The 15,407-nt window shown below is 68.7% G+C and carries 15 protein-coding genes and 1 tRNA gene; 5 read left to right on the forward strand and 11 right to left on the reverse strand.

All coding sequences use genetic code 11. From position 1 onward, the window contains the following. Positions 1–19 precede the first annotated feature (19 nt). From yajC to queA, 3 genes are all read right to left on the reverse strand, one after another. Entirely contained in the window at positions 20–346 is a 327-nt protein-coding gene (gene yajC / locus CCZ27_RS02095) for a preprotein translocase subunit YajC (protein WP_096445146.1), read from the reverse strand. Between the two features lie 69 nt (positions 347–415). Further along, positions 416–1,525: a tRNA guanosine(34) transglycosylase Tgt gene (tgt, locus tag CCZ27_RS02100; protein ID WP_096445147.1), complete on the reverse strand. Its 1,110-nt coding sequence runs from the start codon at positions 1,523–1,525 to the stop codon at positions 416–418. Beyond that, on the reverse strand, positions 1,515–2,552 hold the full coding sequence (gene queA / locus CCZ27_RS02105) for a tRNA preQ1(34) S-adenosylmethionine ribosyltransferase-isomerase QueA (protein WP_096452075.1): 1,038 nt from the start codon (positions 2,550–2,552) through the stop codon (positions 1,515–1,517). The genes tgt and queA overlap by 11 nt, the downstream gene beginning before the upstream one ends. Positions 2,553–2,640: 88 nt before the next feature. Between queA and CCZ27_RS02110 the strand changes: the two genes are divergently transcribed. Further along, positions 2,641–2,725, forward strand: a tRNA-Leu gene (locus tag CCZ27_RS02110). Positions 2,726–2,840: 115 nt separating this feature from the next. On the opposite strand, the gene nhaR is transcribed toward CCZ27_RS02110, so the two are convergent. After that, a complete protein-coding gene (gene nhaR / locus CCZ27_RS02115; RefSeq protein WP_096445148.1) occupies positions 2,841–3,752 on the reverse strand; it encodes a transcriptional activator NhaR in 912 nt (303 codons plus the stop codon). A 156-nt stretch (positions 3,753–3,908) separates the two neighbouring features. On the opposite strand from nhaR, the gene CCZ27_RS02120 reads away from it, so the two are divergent. Both CCZ27_RS02120 and CCZ27_RS02125 read left to right on the forward strand, forming a co-directional pair. Beyond that, complete coding sequence (locus CCZ27_RS02120; protein ID WP_096445149.1) at positions 3,909–4,256, forward strand: HPF/RaiA family ribosome-associated protein; 348 nt, start codon at positions 3,909–3,911, stop codon at positions 4,254–4,256. A gap of 90 nt (positions 4,257–4,346) precedes the next feature. Next, the gene (locus CCZ27_RS02125) at positions 4,347–5,012 is read left to right on the forward strand and encodes a Bax inhibitor-1/YccA family protein (RefSeq protein WP_096445150.1); all 666 of its coding nucleotides are present in this window, start codon (positions 4,347–4,349) and stop codon (positions 5,010–5,012) included. A 64-nt stretch (positions 5,013–5,076) separates the two neighbouring features. On the opposite strand, the gene mnhG is transcribed toward CCZ27_RS02125, so the two are convergent. The 7 genes from mnhG to CCZ27_RS02160 form a co-directional block, all read right to left on the reverse strand. Continuing rightward, entirely contained in the window at positions 5,077–5,523 is a 447-nt protein-coding gene (gene mnhG / locus CCZ27_RS02130) for a monovalent cation/H(+) antiporter subunit G (RefSeq protein ID WP_096445151.1), read from the reverse strand. Next, positions 5,523–5,807, reverse strand: coding sequence for a K+/H+ antiporter subunit F (locus CCZ27_RS02135; RefSeq protein ID WP_096445152.1), 285 nt, complete (start codon positions 5,805–5,807; stop codon positions 5,523–5,525). The genes mnhG and CCZ27_RS02135 overlap by 1 nt, the downstream gene beginning before the upstream one ends. After that, entirely contained in the window at positions 5,804–6,298 is a 495-nt protein-coding gene (locus CCZ27_RS02140; RefSeq protein WP_096445153.1) for a Na+/H+ antiporter subunit E, read from the reverse strand. Before CCZ27_RS02140 ends, CCZ27_RS02135 begins: the two co-directional genes overlap by 4 nt. Then, a complete protein-coding gene (locus tag CCZ27_RS02145) occupies positions 6,295–7,908 on the reverse strand; it encodes a monovalent cation/H+ antiporter subunit D (RefSeq protein WP_096445154.1) in 1,614 nt (537 codons plus the stop codon). The genes CCZ27_RS02140 and CCZ27_RS02145 overlap by 4 nt, the downstream gene beginning before the upstream one ends. Then, positions 7,905–8,255, reverse strand: a complete 351-nt coding sequence (locus CCZ27_RS02150; RefSeq protein ID WP_096445155.1) for a Na+/H+ antiporter subunit C — start codon at positions 8,253–8,255, stop codon at positions 7,905–7,907. The genes CCZ27_RS02145 and CCZ27_RS02150 overlap by 4 nt, the downstream gene beginning before the upstream one ends. Beyond that, entirely contained in the window at positions 8,255–11,170 is a 2,916-nt protein-coding gene (locus CCZ27_RS02155; protein ID WP_096445156.1) for a monovalent cation/H+ antiporter subunit A, read from the reverse strand. Before CCZ27_RS02155 ends, CCZ27_RS02150 begins: the two co-directional genes overlap by 1 nt. A gap of 423 nt (positions 11,171–11,593) precedes the next feature. After that, the gene (locus CCZ27_RS02160; protein ID WP_096445157.1) at positions 11,594–12,901 is read right to left on the reverse strand and encodes a hemolysin family protein; all 1,308 of its coding nucleotides are present in this window, start codon (positions 12,899–12,901) and stop codon (positions 11,594–11,596) included. Positions 12,902–13,093: 192 nt separating this feature from the next. Between CCZ27_RS02160 and CCZ27_RS02165 the strand changes: the two genes are divergently transcribed. Both CCZ27_RS02165 and tilS read left to right on the forward strand, forming a co-directional pair. Beyond that, the gene (locus tag CCZ27_RS02165) at positions 13,094–14,059 is read left to right on the forward strand and encodes an acetyl-CoA carboxylase carboxyltransferase subunit alpha (protein ID WP_096445158.1); all 966 of its coding nucleotides are present in this window, start codon (positions 13,094–13,096) and stop codon (positions 14,057–14,059) included. 1 nt (position 14,060) lies between these two features. Further along, positions 14,061–15,374 (forward strand): tRNA lysidine(34) synthetase TilS, encoded by a 1,314-nt coding sequence (gene tilS / locus CCZ27_RS02170; RefSeq protein ID WP_232516534.1) that lies wholly within the window; start codon positions 14,061–14,063, stop codon positions 15,372–15,374. Positions 15,375–15,407: the final 33 nt, after the last annotated feature.

The following is a 15,407-nucleotide window of genomic DNA, read 5'->3' on the forward strand; positions in this document are numbered from 1 at the left end:
CACGCGCCGCATCCGGAGATTACAGGCCCTTCAGCGTGCCCTTGGGAAGGACGGTGGCGATGGCCTGCTTTTGCACCAGCACGTTCGTGTTGGGCGCGATCTCGATGTGCAGGAAATTTTCGCCCACTTCCGCGATGCGGCCTGCCATGCCGCCCTGGGTCACGACTTCGTCGCCCTTGGACAGGGTCTCGACCATGGCCTTGTGTTCCTTCGCGCGCTTCATCTGCGGGCGGATCATCAGGAACCACAGCACGATGAACATCAGGATCAGCGGCAGCAGGCCCATGAAGCCGCCGGTCGGGTCGGCGCCGCCAGCGGCCTGCGCATAAGCGTTTGAAATCAGCACGGTAGGAACTCCAGAGGTTGCGAAAAGCGATGGATTATAGCAGCAGCGGGATGACGCCCTCTTGCGGGCTCAGGCACCGGCGGCCCGTTCGCCGCGGAAGCGCTGCACATAAGCGGAAAAGGCTTGGTCCTCGATGGACCTGCGCAGTTCCGCCGTCAGGGTCTGGTAGTAGTGCAGGTTGTGGATGGTGTTGAGCATGCTGCCGAGGATCTCGCCGGCACGGTGCAGGTGGTGCAGGTAGGCGCGGCTGAAATTGCGGCAGGTGTAGCAGTCGCAGGACGGGTCGAGCGGCTGCGTGTCGGCCTTGTGCACCGCGTTCTTGATCTTGATGTCGCCGTAGCGGGTGAACAGCCAGCCGTTGCGCGCATTCCTGGTCGGCATCACGCAGTCGAACATGTCGATGCCGGCCGCGACGCCGGCGACGATGTCCTCCGGCGTGCCCACGCCCATCAGGTAGCGCGGCTTGCCTTGCGGCAGGCGCGGGGCGGTATGGGCGAGGATGCGCTGCATGTCGTCCTTGGGCTCGCCGACCGACAGGCCGCCGATGGCGAAGCCGTGGAAGCCGATGTCCGCGAGTGCGCCGAGCGACTCGTCGCGCAGGTCTTCGTACATGCCGCCCTGCACGATGCCGAACAGTGCGTTCGGGTTCTCCCGGCGGTCGAACTCGTCGCGCGAGCGCCGCGCCCAGCGCTGCGACAGCCGCATCGATGCGGCTGCCTCGTCGCGGCTGGCGGGGTAGGGCGTGCATTCGTCGAAGATCATGACGATGTCGGAATCCAGAACCGTCTGGATCTCCATCGAGATCTCGGGGGTGAGGAACAGCTTTGCGCCGTCGATCGGGCTGGCGAACTTCACCCCTTCCTCGCCGATCTTGCGCAGCGCGCCCAGGCTGAACACCTGGAAGCCGCCCGAGTCGGTGAGGATGGGCTTGTCCCAGGCCATGAAGCGGTGCAGGCCGGCGTGCGCGCCGATGATCTCCAGCCCCGGGCGCAGCCACAGGTGGAAGGTGTTGCCGAGGCAGATTTGCGCGCCGACGTCGGCGAGCATGGCCGGCGTCATCGCCTTCACCGTGCCGTAGGTGCCGACGGGCATGAAGACCGGCGTTTCGACCGTACCGTGGGCGAGCGTCATGCGGCCGCGGCGGGCGCCGCCGCTGGTGGCGAGGAGTTCAAACTGCATCGTCGTTGCGGATCAGGAACATGGCGTCGCCGTAGCTGAAGAAGCGGTAGCGCCCGGCGACGGCATGGGCATAGGCATGGCGGATGGTTTCCAGACCGGCGAAGGCGGAAACGAGCATCAGCAGCGTGGATCTGGGCAGGTGGAAGTTGGTCACCAGCGCGTCCGCCACCTGGAAGCGGAAACCGGGCAGGATGAAGATCTCGGTCTCTTCGCTGCCGGCTTCAAGCGGGCCGTCCTGGGCGGCGGCCTCGAGCGCGCGCAGGCTGGTGGTGCCCACCGCGATGACGCGGCCGCCCGCGGCGCGGGTAGCGGCGATGGCGTCGGCGGTCTCCTGCGGGATCACGTAGCGCTCGCGGTGCATGCGGTGCTCGCCGAGGTCGTCCACGCGCACCGGCTGGAAGGTGCCGGCGCCCACGTGCAGCGTGAGCCAGGCGCAGCGCGCGCCGCACCCGGCCAGCCGCGCAAGGATGGCGTCGTCGAAATGCAGGCCCGCGGTGGGGGCGGCGACCGAGCCGGGCTCGCGCGCGAAGACCGTCTGGTAGCGCGATTCGTCGTCGTCGCCAGCGGCGCGCTGGATGTAGGGCGGCAGCGGCAGCTTGCCGTGGCGCTCGAGCAGCGCGTGGACCTCGTCGCCGTCGGGGAAGCGCAGGTGATAGAACTCGCCTACGCGCCCCAGCACGGTGGCGTCGAACGCATCGGCCAGGCGCAAGCGGCTGCCTGCCTTGGGCGGCTTGCTGGCCCGTACCTGAGCGAGCGCCTCGTGGGGGCCGATCGCACGTTCGACCAGCACCTCGATCTGGCCGCCGCTTTCCTTGACGCCGTGCAGGCGCGCATGGATGACCCGTGTGTCATTGAATACCAGCAGGTCGCCGGGGCGGACGAACTCGGGCAGGTCGGCGAAGCGGCGGTCGGCGAGCCGGCCGTCGTCCACCACCAGCAGGCGGCTGGCGCTGCGCTCGGGCAGCGGGGCCTGGGCGATCAGTTCGGGCGGGAGCGTGTAGTCGAAATCGTCGAGAGTGAGTGACATCGGTTTGGTGGAATGCGTCTTGCGGCCATGCAATCGAAGTGCCTGGCTTGCTGCCGGCGCGGGTGTTCGGAGATAATGCGCCTCCCCGGCCGGGATGGCGGAATCGGTAGACGCAGCGGATTCAAAATCCGCCGCCGCAAGGTGTAAGGGTTCGAGTCCCTTTCCCGGCACCAGGGGAGCCCGGACTCCGGAAGCGGCCGCGGCTTGCCCGTGAGCGTCGCCGGGCGCCGGTCCGGGCGCGCAGCCCCGGCTCGCAAAAGCAGCGATTCTAGCAGTTTTCACCACGCTTCAGCCTTGCGCCGTCTGGCCGCGCGCGATGGAGATCGGTGCGGCGTCGCTGATCGCGCGCACCGCCGGATGCGTCAGCCGGCGCTCGACCGAGATCGCGTAATAGGTTTCGACGACCCCCGGCGCCTCGCCCAGCCGGCGCATGCCGCCCTGCGCCAGCAATTCGTCGCCGATCAGCGAGGCCGCGGGGAGCACGCCGGCTCCGGCCTCGCCGAAGGCGCGCATCAACGCGCTGTCGTCGAATTCGCCGACCACCCGCGGCCGCAGCTTGCCGTCCTCCAGCCAGCGCAGCAAAGGGCCGCGCACCGCGGCCTCCAGGCCGGGAAGCAGCAGGGGGGCGCCGTTCAGGCAGGCGGGGAAATCGCCCCGCAGGCTGTCGGCAACCGCCGCCGACGCATAGAAGCCGATCGTCGATTCGCCGAGCACGTGGCTGTAGCCGCGCACGTCCATGTTGGAGGGCAGCGGACTGTCGGCGAGCACCACGTCGAGCTTGTGGATGGCCAGTTCGCCCAGCAGGCGTTCCAGCTTGCCTTCGCGGCAGATGATGCGCATCGGTTCCGCCAACGTCATCGAGGGCGCCAGCAGCACGTAGGCGATCGCCTTCGGCACGACGTCGGCGACCCCGACGCGGAACGGTGCCATGCGCCCGGTGGCGCGGCTCTGGATCGCTTCTTCGAGTTCGCTGCCGAGCCGGAAGATCTCTTCGGCATAATCGAGTACCATGCGGCCTGTCTCGGTGAGGACGAGGCGGCGCCCCTGGCGCTGGAACAGTGTGATGCCGAGGCTGGCCTCGAGCGTGGCGATCTGGCCCGACAGGGTCTGCGGCGCAAGGCCGGAGCGTTCGCTGGCGCGCACGATGCCTCCGGCGCGGGCGACCGACCAGAAGTGGTGGAGCTGCTTGTAGTTCAGCATGGGCAGGGCCTCGTCGTCCGGGCGCCGAGGGCGCGAATGGATCGGAAAAAACAGATAGAAATTCAGTTGAACCGATATTTTATCGAATAGTCAGAGGGGTAGCATCGACGAGGGCTTCCGCGCCGGCGGTGCGTACCATTTCGAAAGGAGAGCTGCATGCGAATCGATCTGCACTGTGACAATGTTGAAGCGGCGCCCGGCCTGCGCGACTACGTGACGCGACGCATGCGTTTCGCGATCGGCCGTTTCCAGGACCACATCCAGTGGGCGAGGGTCAAGGTGGCCGACGTCAACGGTCCGCGCGGCGGCACCGACAAGCGCTGCGTCGTGCAGTTGCGCCTGCGTAACCTGCCCGATGTAGTTTTCGCGATCACCCGGCTCGACGTCCGCGCCGCGGTGGACCAGGCCGCCGACCGGGTGTCGCGCGTGCTTGCCCAGCGCCTGCGCCGCCAGCGCAAACCCGACCGCCTCGCGCTTGCGCACGGCGCGCCGGCGGCAGCCTGAGCATCGGCTGCGGGGTCCGGGCGCGAGCGTCCGGGGCCTGCGGCTTTCGTGCCCAACACAACGTTCATCATCCAAGGAGTTCGACCCGACATGGAAAACCGCCTGACCACGATGACCCGCCAGGAGGCATCCGTCCTCTCGACGAACAAGGTCATCCGCAACACCTACATGCTGCTGTCGATGACGCTGGCGTTCTCGGCGGTCACCGCGGGGGCGTCGATGGCGCTCGGCCTGCCCCATCCCGGCATCATCCTCACGCTGATCGGCTACTTCGGCCTGCTGTTCCTGACGACCAGGTTCCGCAACAGCAGCCTCGGCGTGCTGTTCGTGTTCGCGCTGACGGGCTTCATGGGCTTCACGCTCGGCCCGATCGTGTCGAAATACCTCGCGATGCCCAACGGCACGCAGATCGTGATGCAGGCGATGGCCGGCACCGCGGTGATCTTCCTCGGCCTGTCCGCCTACGCGCTGACCTCCCGCAAGGATTTCTCCTTCATGGGCGGCTTCCTGTTCGTCGGCATGCTGGTGGCCTTCCTGGCTGGCCTGGGTGCGGTGTTCTTCTCGATCCCGGCGCTGTCGCTCACCGTGTCGGCCGCCTTCGTGCTGCTGATGTCCGGCCTCATCCTGTACGAGACCAGCAACATCATCCACGGCGGCGAGACGAATTACGTGATGGCCACGGTGTCGCTGTACGTGTCGATCTACAACCTCTTCACCAGCCTGCTGCATTTGCTGGGCTTCATGAACGACGACTGATCCCGATCCCGCGGGTGACAGGATCGAAGGAGCGGATGCCCGGCGAGGGCTCCGCTCCTTTTTGCTATGTATCGTGCCGCCGCACGCCGGCCCCCTCGTCGCCGGACGAAGGCGGGTGCCCGGCTGCATCGCCTTCTTCTTCCTCTTCTTCGGGCGCGTCGTCCGGCGATTCCCCTTCCGTCTGCACAGGGCCGGGCAGCCGGCCCTTGCGGCGGTCCTCGGCCAGGGCCGCGCGCAGCAGGATCATGGTGGTGATCGGCGCGGTGACGACGATGAAGAGGCCGATCAACAGTTCGTGGAGCACCGGCTTGTGCTCCAGCGTGGACGATGAAGCGAGCGATGCGATCAGGATGCAGCCCAGGCCCAGCGTGGTGCCGAGCGTCGGCGCATGGACGCGCGAATAGAAGTTGTGCAGGCGCAGCAGGCCCAGTGCGCCGATGGCGGTCAGCGCGCCGCCCACGCACAGCAGCAGCGCCACCGGGATTGCGACCCACAGGGAAAGCGAATCCATCACGGCTCGATCACCTCTCCGCGCAGCAGGAACTTCGCCAGCGCGCTGCTGCCGACGAAGCCGAACAGCGCCATGAGCAGCGCGACGTCGAAATAGACCGAGGTGCCGGACCGCACCGCCATCAGCAGCACCATCATGACGGCGATGATGTACATCGTGTCGAAGGCCAGCACGCGGTCCCGCGCCCCCGGACCGATGACCAGGCGTATGGTCGCGAACCCCATGGCCAGGGCCAGGCAGGCGAACGCGAACAGCGTGGCGATGTTCATCACCGTCGCACTCATTCGAAGATCTCCATCAACGGCCGCTCATAGCGGTGCTTGATCGTGTGGTGCCAGGCCGCCTCGTCCTCGAGTTCGAGGATGTGCAGGGTCAGCATCCGGCAGTCGGGCGAAATCTCGGCCCACACCGTTCCCGGCGTCGCGGTCACGATCATCGACAGCACGGCGAGGCCGTGCGGGTCCTGCAGGTCGAGCGGAATGTGGATGAAGCCGGGGCGCTGGCGCCGATGCTCCGGCCCCAGCACGATGCCGGTGACCACGATGTTCGACCGGATGACGTCGTGCAGCACCCGCAGCAGCAACCGGAGCGCCACCAGGGGACGGCGCACGCGCGCCTGCAGGGGGCGCGCCGACGGCAGGATGGAGGCGACCACGAGCGCCAGCAGCAGCCCGAGCAGCACGCTGCCCGGAGTGAGGCTCTCGTTGAGCAGCAGCCAGACCAGCAGCAGTACCAGTACCGCCGGCAGCAGGGAGCGATAGGTGGAGCGCTTCATTGGCCGGCCCCTCGCGCGGACGTCATCACGGCTTCGATGTAGAGCGTCGGGTCGTGCAAGGCGCCGGCGGTCGCGCGCATGTATTCCATGGCGGGATTGGCGGCCACCGCCAGTGCGATGCACAGGCAGATCAGCACCGCGGCGGGCGCGGCCTCGGTCACCGGCAAGCGGGGCGTCGTCCGTGCCTCGCTGCTCCAGAAGATGCGCATGCCGAGCCGCGACAGGGTGATCATCGCCGTCAGGCCGGATACCAGGATCGCCGCCATGAGCAGCCAGACCGTGACGGGCACCGCCGTGCCCTCCGCGGCGCCGAATGCGGCGACCAGCAGCGCGAACTTGGCGACGAAGCTCGACAGCGGCGGCAGTCCGGCAATGATCACCGTGCACGTGAAGAACGCCATGCCGATGAAGGCCATGGCGCGGGGGATGGCGAAACCCACCACGTCCTCGCTCATCGCCGCTTCCTCCGGTGTTTCCATGCCGAAAGCCTCGATCGTCACCGCCAGCAGGTCCGCGCCGTAGGGCTTGCTGCGCTCGGTCATCTCGATGACGAGGTAGAACGCTCCCATCACGAGGACGGAACTGGTCAGGTAGAACAGCATGGGGGCCGTCACGTCGTTCATGCCCAGCCCGAACGCCGCCAGCAGCGTGCCCGAGGAGGCGATCACGCTGTAGCCGGCGACGCGGTCCAGCTTCTGCACGCCCAGTACGCCGATGGCGCTGTAGGTGAGCGTGAGGATGCCGACGACGAAGACGCCGCCGCCGAGCGAAGCGAATCCGCCGATCGGTTCGAGGACCGAGCCGATGCGCAGCAGCGCGTACACGCCTACCTTGGTCATGATGGAGAACATCGCCGCGACCGGCGCGCTGGCCGCGCTGTAGGTCGACGGCAGCCAGAAGTTGAGCGGCCAGGCCGCCGCCTTGACGAGGAACACGAGCACCAGCAAGGCGATGCCGGCCGAGAACAGGGCGCGATCGTCGGCTGAAAGGGCGGGTACGCGGTACGCCAGGTCCGCCATGTTGAGCGTTCCGGTGATGCCGTAGATGAGCGCGGCCCCGATCAGGAAGAGCAGGGACGCCGCCAGGTTGACGACGATGTACGCGAGGCCGGCCCGTACCCGGTCCGCGCCGGAACCATGCAGCGCGAGGCCGTAGGAGGCGGCCAGCAGCACTTCGAAGAAGACGAACAGGTTGAAGATGTCGCCGGTGAGGAACGCGCCGTTCAGCCCCATCAGGATGAACTGGAACAGGGGGTGGTAATGGACGCCGGCGCGATCCCAGCGCGCCAGCGCATATACCAGCGAGGCGAGGCCGAGCACCGCGCACAGGGTCAGCATCAGTGCCGACAGGCGGTCGACGACGAGCACGATGCCGAAGGGTGCGCTCCAGCCGCCGAGCCGATAGACCTCGATGCCCGACGGCGACGCTCCGCCTGCGCCGGCCACCGCGTACATCAGCGTGAGGGCCACGGCCAGTTGCATCACGCCGGCGGTCAGGGCCACGGCCGCGCGGCCGCGGCGGTGGGCATCGTCGAGCAGCAGCAGGCCCGCGCCGGCGAGCAGCGGGATCACGATGGGCAGGATGGGGAAATGCTGCAGCCAGCCGCTCACGACTCGCCTCCGTCTTCCACGCCATCGACGTGGTCGGTGCCGGTCAGGCCGCGCGAGGCCAGCAGCACGACCAGGAACAGCGCGGTGGTGGCGAAGCCGATCACGATCGCGGTGAGGACCAGGGCCTGCGGCACGGGATCGGCATAGCGGGCGGGATCGATGGGTTGCGTGGGGTCGATGATCGGCGCGCGGTCCAGATTGAGGCTGCCCATGCTGAAGATGAAGAGATTCACCGCGTAGGACAGCAGCGTGAGTCCGATGATGACCTGGAAGGTCCGCGGGCGCAGCAGCAGCCAGGTGCCCGAACCGGCCAGGATGCCGATCGCCAGTGCATAGATGATCTCCATCAGGATTTTCCTCCCGGCTGCATGAGGCGCGTGGCGGTCTCGTCCGACGGCCGGCGCCACTGGAGATGCTGGCTGCGCAGCGACTGGTGGGCGAGTGCGACGAGGATCAGCGCCGTCGCGCCCACCACCAGCATGTACACGCCGAGGTCGAACGCGAGCACGGTCGACAGGTGCAGATCCCCCACGAGGGGAAGCGTGCCGTGCCAGGCCAGGGCGGAGAGGAAGGGCTGCGATGCCAGCCATGCTCCGGCGCCGGTCAGTCCCGCGGCGAGCAGGCCGAAGGCGATCCATTGCTGCGGCAGCACGCGCAGCCGCGCCTCGGTCCAGATGACGCCGCTGAAGATGTACTGCAGCAGGAAGGCGGTGGCGAGGATGAGGCCGCCGACGAAGCCGCCGCCCGGCGCATTGTGGCCGCGCAGCAGGAAGAAGACCGAGCTGAGCACGGCGATCGGCAGGATCAGCCTCGCCAGCACCGCGGGCAGCATCAGGTAGTCGCCCGGCAGGAGGCGCTGCGGATCGGGCGCTTCGGGCACTTCCTGCTCGCGCTGCTGCAGGGGCGGCGCCACGCTTTCCGGCGCGGGGCGGAAGCGGCGCAGCAGGGCATACACGGTGAGCGCGACGATGCCGACCACGGTGATCTCGCCCAGCGTGTCGAAGCCGCGGAAATCCACCAGGATCACGTTCACCACGTTCCGGCCGGCGCCCTGCGGCAGCGACTGCGTCAGGAAGAAGGGCGCCAGGCCCTCCGCCACCGGGCGGGTGAGCATCACGTAGGACAGCAGCGCCATGCCCGCGCCAGCGGCGATCGCCACCATCAGGTCGCGCAGGCGGCGCAGGCGCACGCGCACGCTGGCACGCTCGGCGGGGCGCCCTTCCTCCTGCGCCTGGATGCGCCGCGGCAGCCAGCGCAGCCCGAGCAGCAGCAGCAGCGTGGTCACGACCTCCACCATGGCCTGGGTCAGCGCCAGGTCGGGGGCGGAAAACCAGGCGAAGGTCAGCACCGTGGCGAGGCCCGCCCCGCCGGCGAAGATCAGCGCCGCCAGGCGGTGATACTTGGCCTGGTAGGCCGCGCCCAGCGCGCAAAGGCCGCCGATCAGCCACAGCAGCGCGAATGCCGGGTCGGCCGAGAGCCGCGTCAGGCTGCCCCAGGGCACGCCGGTTCGCCACAGCGGCAGCATGACGGCGCCCACCGCGAAGAGCACCAGTATCAGCAATTGCGTCTGCAGGCGGCGCGAGGCGACGCGCTCCGCGAACCAGCCGGCATAGGCGGACAAGCGCGCCATGCTCCACTCGAACGCGCGTTTGCCGTCGAGGCGGAAGACGAGCAGCACGCCCGTCGCCTGCCGCCGCTGCAGCACGAGGTACAGCACCGTGCCGCCGACCAGCGCGATCGCGCTCATCAAGAGCGGCAGGTTGAGGCCGTGCCAGACCGCGAGGCTGTACGTGGGGGTGTTCGCGCCCAGCACGGAGCCCACCGCCATCGACAGCGGCGTGCCCAGCGCCCAGTCGGGGAGGATGCCCACCACCAGGCAGGCCAGCACCAGCAGCGCGCTCGGCAGCAGCATCCACAGCGGCGGTTCGTGGGGCTTGCGCGGCAGGTCGGTGGCGCGGGGGCCGAAGAAGACCTGCAGGATGAAGCGCAGGGAATACGCCACGCTGAACGTGCTCGAGGCCACCGCGACCAGCGGCAGCAGTACGTGGGCGGGATCGGCGCGGTCGATGAACACGGTTTCGGCGAAGAACATCTCCTTCGACAGGAAGCCGTTGAGCAGCGGCACCCCGGCCATGGCCGCCGCCGACACGAGGGCGAGCGAGGCGGTCAGGGGCATCGCATGGCGCAGCCCGCTCAGGCGTCCCATGTCACGCGTCCCGGTTTCGTGGTCGACGATGCCGGTCGCCATGAACAGCGACGCCTTGAAGGTGGCGTGATTGACGACGTGGAACACGGCCGCGACCAGCGCCAGCGGGCTGTTGAGGCCGAGCAGCAGGGTGATCAGGCCGAGATGGCTGATGGTCGAGTAGGCGAGGACGCCCTTCATGTCGCGCTGGAAGGTCGCCGCGTAGGCGCCCAGCACCAGCGAGCACAGCCCCGCGCCGCCGACGATCCAGAACCATGCCTCGCTGCCGGCCAGCACCGGCCACAGCCGCGCCAGCAGGAACACGCCCGCCTTCACCATGGTGGCCGAGTGCAGGTAGGCCGATACGGGCGTCGGCGCAGCCATCGCATGCGGCAGCCAGAAGTGGAAGGGAAACTGGGCGCTCTTGGTCAGGGCGCCCAGGGCGATCAGGGCGAGGGCGGCCGGATACCACGGATGCTGGCGTATGGCCGTGCCGGCGGCGAACACGTCGTCCAGTTCGTAGCCGCCGGCCATCTGGCCGAGCATGATGATCCCCGCCAGCATGCACAGTCCGCCCGTGCCGGTGACGATCAAGGCCATGCGCGCGCCGCGGCGGGCGTCGATGCGGTGGTTCCAGTACGCGATCAGCATGAACGAGACGAGGCTCGTCAGTTCCCAGAAGAACACCAGCTGGATCAGGTTGCCGGACAGCACCACGCCCAGCATCGATCCCATGAAGGCGAGGAAGAAGGAGAAGAAGCGGGGCACCGGATCGGCCGGCGACATGTAGTAGTGCGCGTACAGCACCACGAGCGCGCCCATCACCGTCACCAGCGCCGCGAACAGCCAGGCGAGGCCGTCGATGCGCAGCGAAAAGTCCAGGCCCATCACCCACGGCACAGCGAACCGCACGACGCCGGCCTCGGCCACTTCCGCGTACAGGCCGGCCACCAGCGCCGTGCAAGCCAGCGCCACCGCTCCCGCCAGCGCAGCGCCGGCACGGCGTGCATGTGCCGGCAGAAAGGACGCGACCAGGCTGCCGACGAAGGGCAGCAGGACGATCAGCATCAGTTTCATGCTTCGGTCACTCCGAAGTCACGCCGCATCGAATTTCCTCTCAAGCCAAAAAATGTTGTTCCGCTTCCCGTGCGGTCTTCCGCCCGTGTCCGCTGTCTTGCGCCAGGCGCGGGCCCGCACGGACGCAGCCGTCGGCGGCCGGGCGAGCCGGCCGCAGAGATACACAGCGAGGAAGGACGGACAGGTGGCCGTGCCCGGTCGCATGCGATGCCGTACGGCCCCATCCGCGCGTGTCCGGTCCGCGCCCGGCAGACCGCATGCGGCGGAGTCCGTTTCCGCCGGCATCGGCTCCGCTTAGAGAGGGCGCGGGGTCCGCAAAAGTTTCATCGCGCACCGGCGATGGCCGCGTCGCCGCGGCAGCATCCGGCCCGCAGCCATCCCGGCGCGGACATGGCATGTGTCAGTTGTCGGGGTGTTCCGTCGTCAGGTTGCCGGCCTCGGGCTCGGGGCGGGCGGAACACGGCTGGCGAGCACCTTGTCGATGCGTTTGCCGTCGAGATCGACCACTTCCAGCCGCCAGTCCTCCCAAACGGTGATGTCTCCGGTATGCGGCAGCCGGCCCAGCAGCCACATGACCATGCCCGACAGGGTGTGATAGCGGCCGCGCTCTTCCTCGGGCACGGTCTTCAGTTCCAGCCGGTCCTTGAGTTCGGGGACCGGGATCAGTCCGTCGAGCAGCCAGGAGCCGTCCTCGCGCTGCACCGCCCAGGCTTCTTCCAGGCTGTGCGGCTGGAACTCGCCCGTCACCGCTTCCAGCACGTCCTGCAGCGTGACCATGCCCTGCACCTCGCCGTATTCGTCGATGACGAACACGGTGTGCGTGCTCGAGGCGCGGAACTGCTCCAGCAGTTCCATGCCGGTCAGCGATTCCGGGACGAACACCGGCATCTGCAACTGGTGCGTGAGGTCGGCCTTGCCGCCCTTGAGCGTCTGGTTGAAGAGCTGCTTCGAGGAGATGATGCCGAGGATCTCGTCGAGGCCGCCGCGGCATACCGGGAAGCGCGAGTGGTTCGATTCGGCCATGCGCGCGAGGTTCTCGTCGAGCGGGCGCGTGATGTCCAGCCAGACGATGTCCGAGCGCGGCACCATCAGCGAGCCGATCTGGCGATCGTCGAGGCGGAACACGTTGCGCACCATCTCGTGCTCGCTCTTCTCGATGATGCCCGCTTCCGAGCCTTCTTCGAGCAGCGCGTGGATTTCTTCCTCGGTGACGCTCGGCCCGCTCTCGTCGCGCTTGCCCATCACCTTCAGCAGCAGCGCCGTCGACCAGGTCAGCAGCCGCACGAAGGGCCGCGACGCGATGGCGAGCGCGTTCATCGGCCGCGCCACGAGCCGGGCGATGCCTTCCGGGTTGATCTGTCCGATGCGCTTCGGCACCAGTTCGCCGACGACGATGGAGACGTAGGTGATGACCATCACGACCAGCACCGTGGCCACGATGCCGCTGACGTCGCCGTCCATGCCCAGGCGCTGCAGCCAGCGGGCGAACGGCTCGGCGAGCGCGGCTTCGCCGACGATGCCGTTGAGGATGCCGATCGAGGTGATGCCGATCTGTATGGTGGAGAGAAAGCGGGTGGGCTCCTCGCCCAGCTTGATGGCTACCGCGGCGGCGGTGTCGCCGTCCTCGGCGAGGCGTGCGAGACGGGCCCTGCGTGCGGTGACGAGGGCGATTTCGGACATGGCGAATGCACCGTTCAGGATGATCAGCGCGATCAGGATGAATATTTCCATGGCGCGGCGCCCGCACGGCCCCGCTACTCCTTCTGTTTGTTTCGACAGCAGAAATCATGCCCGATTTGAGGGGTTTCTGTCATCCTCATTTGATTACGGTCCGTTCGCCGCCCGCATGCTGCGCCTGCGGGTGGAGCGGCTTCCCGGCCGCAGGGGTTACAATGGCTGCCGTTTTTTTCTGAGAATGGCTGGATGAAAACCACCTTTCTGGATTTCGAACAGGCGATCGCCGAGCTCGATGCCAAGATCGAGCAACTGCGCTTCGTGCAGGACGATTCCGCGGTCGACATTTCCGAGGAGATCGCGCGCCTGGAGGCCAAGAGCCAGGCGCTGACCAAGGATCTCTACGCCAAGCTCACGCCCTGGCAGATCGCGCAGGTGGCGCGCCATCCGCAGCGTCCCTACACGCTGGACTACGTCCAGCACATCTTCACCGACTTCGAGGAACTGCACGGCGACCGCAACTACGCCGACGACAAGGCGATCGTCGGCGGGCTGGCGCGCTTCAACGGCCAGAGCTGCGTGGTGATCGGCCACCAGAAGGGCCGCGACACCAAGGAAAAGATCGCGCGCAACTTCGGCATGCCGCGCCCCGAGGGCTACCGCAAGGCGATGCGGCTGATGAAGCTGGCCGAGAAGTTCGGCCTGCCGGTGTTCACCTTCGTCGACACGCCCGGCGCCTATCCCGGCATCGGCGCCGAGGAGCGCGGCCAGTCGGAGGCCATCGGCCACAGCCTGTACCTGACGGCCGAACTGAAGGTGCCGCTGATCTGCACCATCATCGGCGAGGGCGGTTCCGGCGGCGCGCTGGCGATCGCGGTGGGCGACCAGGTGCTGATGCTGCAGTACTCCACCTACTCGGTGATCTCGCCCGAGGGCTGCGCTTCCATCCTGTGGAAGAGCGCGGACAAGGCGGCCGAAGCCGCCGAGACCATGGGCATCACGGCGGCGCGGCTGAAGTCGCTGGGCCTCATCGACAAGATCGTCAACGAACCGGTGGGCGGCGCGCACCGGGACTACCGGGCGATGGCCGCGTCGCTCAAGCGCGCGCTCGTCGAGGCGCTGCGCCAGGTCGATTCGCTGTCCGCGGCCACGCTGGTCGAGCAGCGCATCGACAAGTTGATGGGCTATGGCCGCTTCAAGGAGCAGGCCGCCTGACGTGCCCGGCGCGGTTGCCGGCGTGCTGGCGCGGGCCGGCGTCACGTCCGGCAGCCGGTTGTGCTGCTGCCTGTCCGGCGGCGTCGATTCGGTCGTGCTGCTGCACGCGCTGTGCGAGGCGCGGGACGGCCTGGGCTTCACGCTGAGCGCCGCCCACGTCCACCACGGACTCAGCCCGCACGCGGACGACTGGCTCGCCTTCTGCCGCGATCTCTGCGCGCGGCTGGGCCTTCCCTTCCTTTCCTTTCGCGTCGCCGTGCGGCGCGACGATCCGCAGGGCCTCGAGGCGGCGGCGCGCGCGGCGCGCCACGCCGCGCTGGCGCAGGTCGCGTGCGACTGGCTGGCGTTCGGCCACCATCAGGACGACCAGGCCGAAACCCTGCTGTTCCGCCTCTTCCGCGGGACCGGCGTGCGGGGCGCGGCGGCGATGGCGGAGATGGAACCGCCGGCCGATGGGCGCGCCGGGCGCCTGCGTCCGCTGCTCGGCCTGCGCCGGGCGCGGATCGCGGCCTGGGCGCGGGAACGCGGCCTGGCCTGGATCGAGGATGAGAGCAACGCCGATCCCCGCTTCGCCCGCAACGACATCCGCCATCGCATCGTTCCCGCCATCGAGCCGGCCTTTCCGGCGGTGGTGCCGGTCCTGGCGCGCGCCGCCGGGCATTTCCGCGAAGCCGGCGAACTGCTCGACCAGCTCGCGGCGCTCGACGAGGCCGCGTGCGGCGGCACGATGCTCGAACGCGATGCCCTGCTGCGCCTGGACGATGCCCGGCTCGCCAACCTGCTGCGCTGGCAGGCGCGGCGGCATGGGGCCGCGGCGCCTTCGCGCAACCGGCTGGCCGAGGCCCTGCGGCAGTTGCGCGGAACCGCGGCGCAGCACCCCCTGCGCCTGTCCCTCGGAGCGCTGGCATGTTGCGCCTATCGCGGCCGGATCTGGCTCGAAGACGCGGAACCGCCCGTCCCACCGGCGCCGCAGCCGTGGTGCGGCGAGCCGCGCCTGCCCTGGGCGGGCGGCTGGGTGGCGTTCGCTCCCGCCGTCGGTGCGGGGCTGTCGCGGGCGATGCTCGAGCGTGGTGCGGCGCTGCGGCTGGTTCCGCGCGCGTCGGGACTGCGCCTGCGCATGGCGGCGGACCGGCCTCGCCGCAGCTTCAAGAATCTGTGCCAGGAGGCGGGGATTCCCGCCTGGCTGCGCGAGCGGCTGCCCGTGCTGGAGGTCGATGGCGTTCCGGCCTGGGCGGGGGGCATCGGCTGCGCCGCCGGATTCGCCTGCGCGCCGGGCGAGGCGGGCATCGAACCGGTGTGGCGGACGCGCGCCTGATTGCCGGCGGGTGGTCTGCGCCACCCGTTCGCC

Source organism: Thauera sp. K11 (genome assembly GCF_002354895.1).
GTDB classification, from domain to species: domain Bacteria; phylum Pseudomonadota; class Gammaproteobacteria; order Burkholderiales; family Rhodocyclaceae; genus Thauera; species Thauera sinica.